This is a genomic window from Frankia sp. CcMO1 (assembly GCF_977945845.1).
Genome location: NZ_CDWTMG010000109.1, coordinates 9,210 through 15,126, shown reverse-complemented (window position 1 = coordinate 15,126; position 5,917 = coordinate 9,210). Strand labels below are relative to the sequence as shown.

Genomic DNA, 5,917 nt, shown 5'->3' with positions numbered 1-5,917 from the left:
CCCGGAATGATCGAGGCGCAAGGGCTCACCAAGCGGTACGGACGTACGGTCGCCGTCAACGACCTGTCCTTCACGGTGCAGCCCGGCAAGGTGACCGGCTTCCTGGGGCCGAATGGTGCGGGAAAGTCCACTACAATGCGGATGATCCTGGGGCTCGATAATCCGAGCGCAGGCCAGGTCCGTATCGACGGCAAGCGATATGCCGAGCTGAAGGAACCACTCCGCCAGGTCGGATCGCTGCTGGAAGCGAAATGGGTGCATCCCAACCGCTCCGCCCGCTCGCACCTGCGGTGGATGGCCGCGGCGAACCGAATTCCTGGGAAGCGGGTCGACGAGGTCTTGGAGATCGTTGGGCTCACCCCGGTCGCCGGCAAGCGGGCGGGTGGCTTCTCGCTCGGGATGGCACAGCGTCTCGGGATCGCGACGGCCCTGCTGGGTGACCCGCAGGTCCTTCTCTTCGACGAGCCCGTGAACGGGCTGGACCCGGAGGGAATCCTCTGGATTCGCTAGTTCATGCATCGACTTGCGGACGAGGGGCGGACGATCTTCGTTTCCAGTCATCTGCTGTCCGAGATGGCGCTGACCGCCCAGGAGCTCGTCGTCATCGGTCGCGGGCGGCTGATCGCCCAGACCAGTACCCATGCCTTCATCGACATGGCGTCCGAGTCGGCAGTCCGGGTCCGCGGGCCGGAGATGGAGCGGCTGCGTGGCGTGCTGACCGGTCAGGGCCTCGCGGTTCGGGACGCCGCCGCCGACGACGGTGGTCCGGCGGCGTTCCTCGTGTCGAACAGCAGCACCGAGCAGGTCGGCGAGCTGGCCGGTCGGATCGGGCTGGTCCTGCACGAGCTGGCGGCGCAGTGCGGCTCGTTGGAGCAGGCGTTCATCCAGCTGACCGGCGGCGAGGTGGAGTACCACGCCGGGACGCCGGGGCCGGGCGCCAGCCGGTCGGCGACAGGTGCTCCGCCGGGGCCCGTGCCGGCGGGAACTGCTGCCGGTCCGCTGGCCGGGACACCTTGCCAGCCGGTCGACGGTGGTGTGGGTGCCGGGGGCGGTCCGTCGGCCTCGGCCGAGGCGGCACGAGGGGGGACTGGACGATGACCCTGCTCACCGTCGAGCGGATCAAGCTGTTCTCGACCCGCTCACCGTGGTGGTGCATGATCCTGGCGACCGCGCTCACCGTAGGGCTGACCTCGATTTTCGCGGCGGCGACCAACGGTGACGACCTCGCCAGCCTCACCCCGAACGTCACCCAGTTTGCCTACAACTTCGGCCTCGTGGTGATGATGGTGATGGCCACGTTGGCGGTCACCACCGAATACCGCTTCAGCACGATCCGGTCCACGTTCCTCGCGGTGCCCACCCGGACGCCGGCACTGCTCGCGAAGGCTGCCGTCGTCTCCCTGCTCGCGGGGATCGTCGGCGAGATCACCGCCATCGCCTCCTGGGGCGTCGCCAAGCTGATCAAGCCGGATGCCCCCCTGGCTCTGGACACGGCGCAGGAGTACCGTAACGTTTTCGGTGTCGGTCTGGTCTACTTGTTCGCGGCGATTTTCGCGCTGGCTCTGGGGCTGATCATCTGGCAATCGGCGGGCGCGATCGTGATTACGCTTGTCTACCTGTTCCTCGGAGAGAGCCTGCTGCCGGCGATCCCCCGGATCGGTGACCATATCCAGCACTGGCTGCCGTTCACCACCGGTGACGATTTCATCGTCGCCGGGCAGGTGGAGCGTTCCAACGGCCCGCCCGTGGTCGAGGGGATGCCGTTCGGCCCCTGGGGCTCCCTCGCTTACTTTGCCGCGATCTGCCTCGGCCTGTTCGCCATCGGGCTCGTCTTGGCCAAGCGTCGGGACGCCTGAGCCCACCCGAGGTGCGATCTCCATCGGCATGAGCTCTGAAGCCGTGGTTATCTGAGTATCTGTGATCATCAGAGTACCTGAACGCACCGGCGGGTTGCCTTCAGGCCTGGAGCCGCGGTCCACCGGTCGCCCCGATGTGGGCGACCGGTGGACCGCAGGTCAGGCGCCAGGGCCCCACAGGTCCCGACCGGCGCGGGCCCGCTCCTGGGCCTTCATGCGAGCCTCGTGGACGTGGCGCATCCCACCGGTGAGCCGCAGCCGGACCTGTTCGTCCACGGCGACGAAGGGGCGGTAGTAGATGTCGTCGTACTCCTCGGTGATCTGGAAGGTCCACCGCCCGTCGAGGACGTTGCGTCCGTGCAGCTCCCGGCGTACATAGGCGGCCATCTTGGCGTGTCCGGTGTCCTCCAGACCGCTAATCGCCTCCGCGAGGATCAGATCGGCCCGCCCGGAGAGTTGATGGAACTCGTAGAGCGCCCCGCGGGCCCGTTCAACCCACTCCAGCGCCTCGCTGAGCTTGCCGACCGCGTCAGCGGTCGTGTCGTCGAGGTCGGGCTGCGTGCGGTCGTCCTCTCGGCGGCCCCCGGCCGGACGATTCCCGCTCATCCGGTCGGTTCGACTGCCGTCAGCCCGACTGCTGTCGGTTCGGCTGCTGTCGGTTCGACCCCGGCGGGTGTGTCTGCTCACCCTGACGGGATGCCCCGGCGGTGTCGGGTCACACCGACCTGCCGCCTCGCGCCGGGAACGACTACGAGAACCACCGGACCGCCTCTGTGACTCTGGCGGGCAGGTATCCATTCAGGGGTGCTGGAACCTGCATCCCTGAATGGATACGTACAATCATGAGCACAGGAATTCTGGCACCGGGTATCTCGCGTCGGCGGTCGTGCATTTCGGCCGGGCCGAGGCCGTCCAGGCCGTCCAGGCCGTCCAGGCCGCGCGGCCGTGTCCTGGACGCGGCCTGTGTCGCGCACCCGGAGCGGTTCGTGAACCGGCCTCCGGTCCCGCCGCCGCTCCCGAAGCCGGCCGGGATCAACCGGAAGCCCGACGAGGCTGAGCCGGCCGACTCGGGTGTTCCCGAGAGATCGGAAATCGTTCCACAAAAATCACAATTAGGCTAATTCACAAAATATCTTACCTCAAAGATCTTGACAAGTTCCGTTCTGTCCCGCGCCAAGATCTTGGCTCAGGAATCCTGACCTGAAGGTTGGGTTTTCTGGATCTTGGTGGGGGTTGGGAAGATGTTTGAGATCGTTGGTCAGACGATTCTTCGTAGCGGTCGGGGTCCCGGGCGTTGGGGGGGTGTGCGCCGGTCGATACACCGGACCATGGTGCTGATGGCTCAGTAGATGAGGGGTTCGGCCGCGACGAGCAGCATTATCACGAAAGTCGAGTCGTATTGGCCGTGCTCTCACGGAGAGTTCGGATTGGCGTAGTTCGGTGCTTGGTAGCCTGCGAGCATGTCGGTGTCGGAGCTTTCGGCGAGCAGTCAGAACTATCTGAAGGTGGTCTGGAGTCTTCAGGAGTGGTCCGGGGTGCCGGTGTCGCCTTCGACACTGGCAGCGAAGGTGGGGGTGAGACTGTCGACGGCGTCGGACGCGGTGCGCAAACTTACTGAGCAGGGTCTGCTGGAGCACGCGCCCTACGGGGCAGTGTCACTGACAGAGAAGGGGCGGGTGCATGCGGTGGCGATGGTGCGCCGCCACCGGTTGATTGAGTCGTTCCTGGTGCAGGTGCTGGGGTATCGGTGGGATCAGGTGCATGATGAGGCCGAGACGCTGGAGCATGCGGTGTCGGACTTCATGGTGAACCGGATCGACGAATACCTCGGCCATCCCACCCGCGACCCACATGGTGATCCGATCCCGGGCTCGGACGGCACGGTGCGGGTACCGGATGCGGTCCTGCTGTCTCGGATCGGGCCGGGCGCGCACGCGCGTGTGGAGCGGATCTCGGACGCGGACGTGGGCCTGTTGCAGTTCTTCGCCGAGCGTGGGATTGGCATCGGTACCGTGCTGGAGGTGCGAGCCGGGGCACCGTACTCGGATTCGGTGGAGGTGGTTGTGGAAGGCCGCGATGAGGCGGTGGCTCTTGGCCGGTCGGCGACGGACGCCGTGTGCGTCACGGTGAGCTCCTCGGGGCCGGCTCCGCTGCGGGAGGCCGGCCCGGGACACGGGTGCGAGACCACGGCCGAGGCGGGCCGCGACGGATCAATGAACTAGCTTCCGAGCGGCCCACCTACCTTCGAAAGGGTGAAGAAGGCGGTTTCCGAGTGGTGCCAGTGTGGTGAGCCGAGGTTCCTCCTGATCGCTGGGTCGCGGGTCGGCTGCGGGTCAGCTCGCTGAGACGAACTCCCGGTGCCGCCGAGCGAGCAGTCGTTTGCCAAGCAGCCCGTGGCGGGGGCTGAACAGGTAGACGAGTGCAAACACGACGCCCTGGACGACGACGACGAGCCCGCCGGAGGACGCGTCGAGCCAGTAGCTGAGATAGATCCCCATCGCCGAGCTCGCGGCCGATATCGCCGGGGCGATGACGAGTATACGTCCGAAGCGGTCGGTGAGCAGGAAGGCGGTGGCGCCAGGGATGATCATCATCGCCACGACGAGAATCACCCCGACCACCTGCAGTGCGACCACGGCGGTGAGGGCGAGCAGGCCGAGCAGCAGCGTGCCGAGGAACCGCGGCGACAGGCCGATAGCGTGGGCGTGAGTCGGGTCGAACGCGTACAGCGTCAGGTCACGCCGCTTCAGCACAAGGATGACGAACGCGACAGCAGCGAGGATTCCGATCTGGATGAGGTCCGCGGTGGAGACGCCGAGGATGTTGCCGAAGACGATGTGGTTCAGGTCGGTCTGGCTCGGGGTGATCGAGATGAGGACGAGTCCGAGCGCAAACAGGGTGGTGAAGACGATCCCGATCGCGGCGTCTTCTTTCACCCGGCTGGTTCCGCGGATCGTCCCGATGAGCGCGACAGAGAGGAACCCGAACACGAGCGCACCGATCGCGAACGGTATGCCGAGGATGTAGGCGATCACGACCCCGGGCAGGACGGAGTGAGAGACCGCGTCACCCATCAGCGACCAGCCGACGAGCACGAGCCAGCACGACAGGAGGGCACAGACGACAGCAGCGATCATGGTGGTGGCAAGAGCCCGGACCATGAAGTCGTACTGCAGCGGATCCAGGAGCAGATCGAGCGGGTTCATGCGACGTACTTCTGCTCGAGCACGTCGAGTCCGAACGCGCGGGCGAGGTTCTCCGGTCTGAGTGTCTCGGTCACGGAGCCGTGGAACAGCACTCGGCGCAGCAGCAGCACCGCCTCGTCGGCCAGCTGTGGCAGGGCGTGAAGGTCATGGGTGGAGACCAGGATGGTACGGCCGTCCGCGGCGAGCTCCTTGAGTAGTCGGACGATGGTGGCTTCGGATTTCTTGTCGACCCCGGCGAAGGGTTCGTCCAGGAGCATGATCTGCGCATTTTGGGCGATGCCGCGGGCGACGAACGCGCGTTTCTTCTGCCCGCCGGAGAGCTGTCCGATTTGCCGGTCCGCGTACTCGGTCAGCTCCACACGCTCCAGCGCCTCGGACACCGCCGTGTGGTCGGCCGGGCGCGCCCGGCGGGTGAAGTTCTGGTGGCCGTAGCGGCCCATCATCACAACGTCGCGCACGGAGACAGGGAAGGCCCAATCGACCTCCTCGCTCTGTGGCACATAACCCACCAGGCCCTGTTTACGCGCCACGGCAGGCTCGGCACCGTCGAGTAGCACGCGTCCCCGGTCGGGGCGGACTATACCCATGACCGACTTGAACAGCGTCGACTTGCCGGATCCGTTCATCCCGATCAACCCGGCCACCCGCCCCGGCTCGACGGTGAGGGACACGCCGTCGAGGGCGAGGACCCCGCCGTAACGGACGACGACCTCCTGAACCTGGATCGCCGCGGTCACGAGGTCCGCCCGGTGAGCCCGTTGATAATCGTGGTCGCGTCGTAGCGGATCAGGTCGAGGTAGGTCGGTACCGGCCCGTCGGCCTTGGAGAGAGAAGCGACATAGGGGACGTAATGAA

The 5,917-nt window shown here is 66.4% G+C and carries 5 protein-coding genes and 1 pseudogene; 3 read left to right on the top strand and 3 right to left on the bottom strand.

All coding sequences use genetic code 11. From position 1 onward, the window contains the following. The first annotated feature begins 6 nt into the window (after window positions 1-6). Window positions 7-1,098, top strand: a pseudogene (locus AC08OU_RS14255) (ABC transporter ATP-binding protein). Continuing rightward, window positions 1,095-1,856, top strand: a complete 762-nt coding sequence (locus AC08OU_RS14250; protein ID WP_476601919.1) for an ABC transporter permease — start codon at window positions 1,095-1,097, stop codon at window positions 1,854-1,856. Before AC08OU_RS14255 ends, AC08OU_RS14250 begins: the two are co-directional and overlap by 4 nt. A 159-nt stretch (window positions 1,857-2,015) precedes the next feature. On the opposite strand, the gene AC08OU_RS14245 is transcribed toward AC08OU_RS14250, so the two are convergent. Continuing rightward, window positions 2,016-2,462: a hypothetical protein gene (locus tag AC08OU_RS14245; protein WP_476601918.1), complete on the bottom strand. Its 447-nt coding sequence runs from the start codon at window positions 2,460-2,462 to the stop codon at window positions 2,016-2,018. Between the two features lie 860 nt (window positions 2,463-3,322). Between AC08OU_RS14245 and AC08OU_RS14240 the strand changes: the two genes are divergently transcribed. Next, window positions 3,323-4,078, top strand: a complete 756-nt coding sequence (locus tag AC08OU_RS14240; RefSeq protein ID WP_476605086.1) for a metal-dependent transcriptional regulator — start codon at window positions 3,323-3,325, stop codon at window positions 4,076-4,078. Window positions 4,079-4,189: 111 nt separating this feature from the next. On the opposite strand, the gene AC08OU_RS14235 is transcribed toward AC08OU_RS14240, so the two are convergent. Both AC08OU_RS14235 and AC08OU_RS14230 read right to left on the bottom strand, forming a co-directional pair. Continuing rightward, complete coding sequence (locus AC08OU_RS14235; protein ID WP_476601916.1) at window positions 4,190-5,062, bottom strand: metal ABC transporter permease; 873 nt, start codon at window positions 5,060-5,062, stop codon at window positions 4,190-4,192. Beyond that, window positions 5,059-5,799 (bottom strand): metal ABC transporter ATP-binding protein, encoded by a 741-nt coding sequence (locus tag AC08OU_RS14230; protein WP_476601915.1) that lies wholly within the window; start codon window positions 5,797-5,799, stop codon window positions 5,059-5,061. Before AC08OU_RS14230 ends, AC08OU_RS14235 begins: the two co-directional genes overlap by 4 nt. Window positions 5,800-5,917 lie beyond the last annotated feature (118 nt).

What these genes read in the sequence shown, in the direction of transcription:
- AC08OU_RS14235 (WP_476601916.1), bottom strand. Translation starts at nt 5,062, where the DNA reads ATGAACCCGCTCGATCTGCTCCTGGATCCGCTGCAGTACGACTTCATG.
- AC08OU_RS14245 (WP_476601918.1), bottom strand. Translation starts at nt 2,462, where the DNA reads ATGAGCGGGAATCGTCCGGCCGGGGGCCGCCGAGAGGACGACCGCACG.
- AC08OU_RS14250 (WP_476601919.1), top strand. Translation starts at nt 1,095, where the DNA reads ATGACCCTGCTCACCGTCGAGCGGATCAAGCTGTTCTCGACCCGCTCA.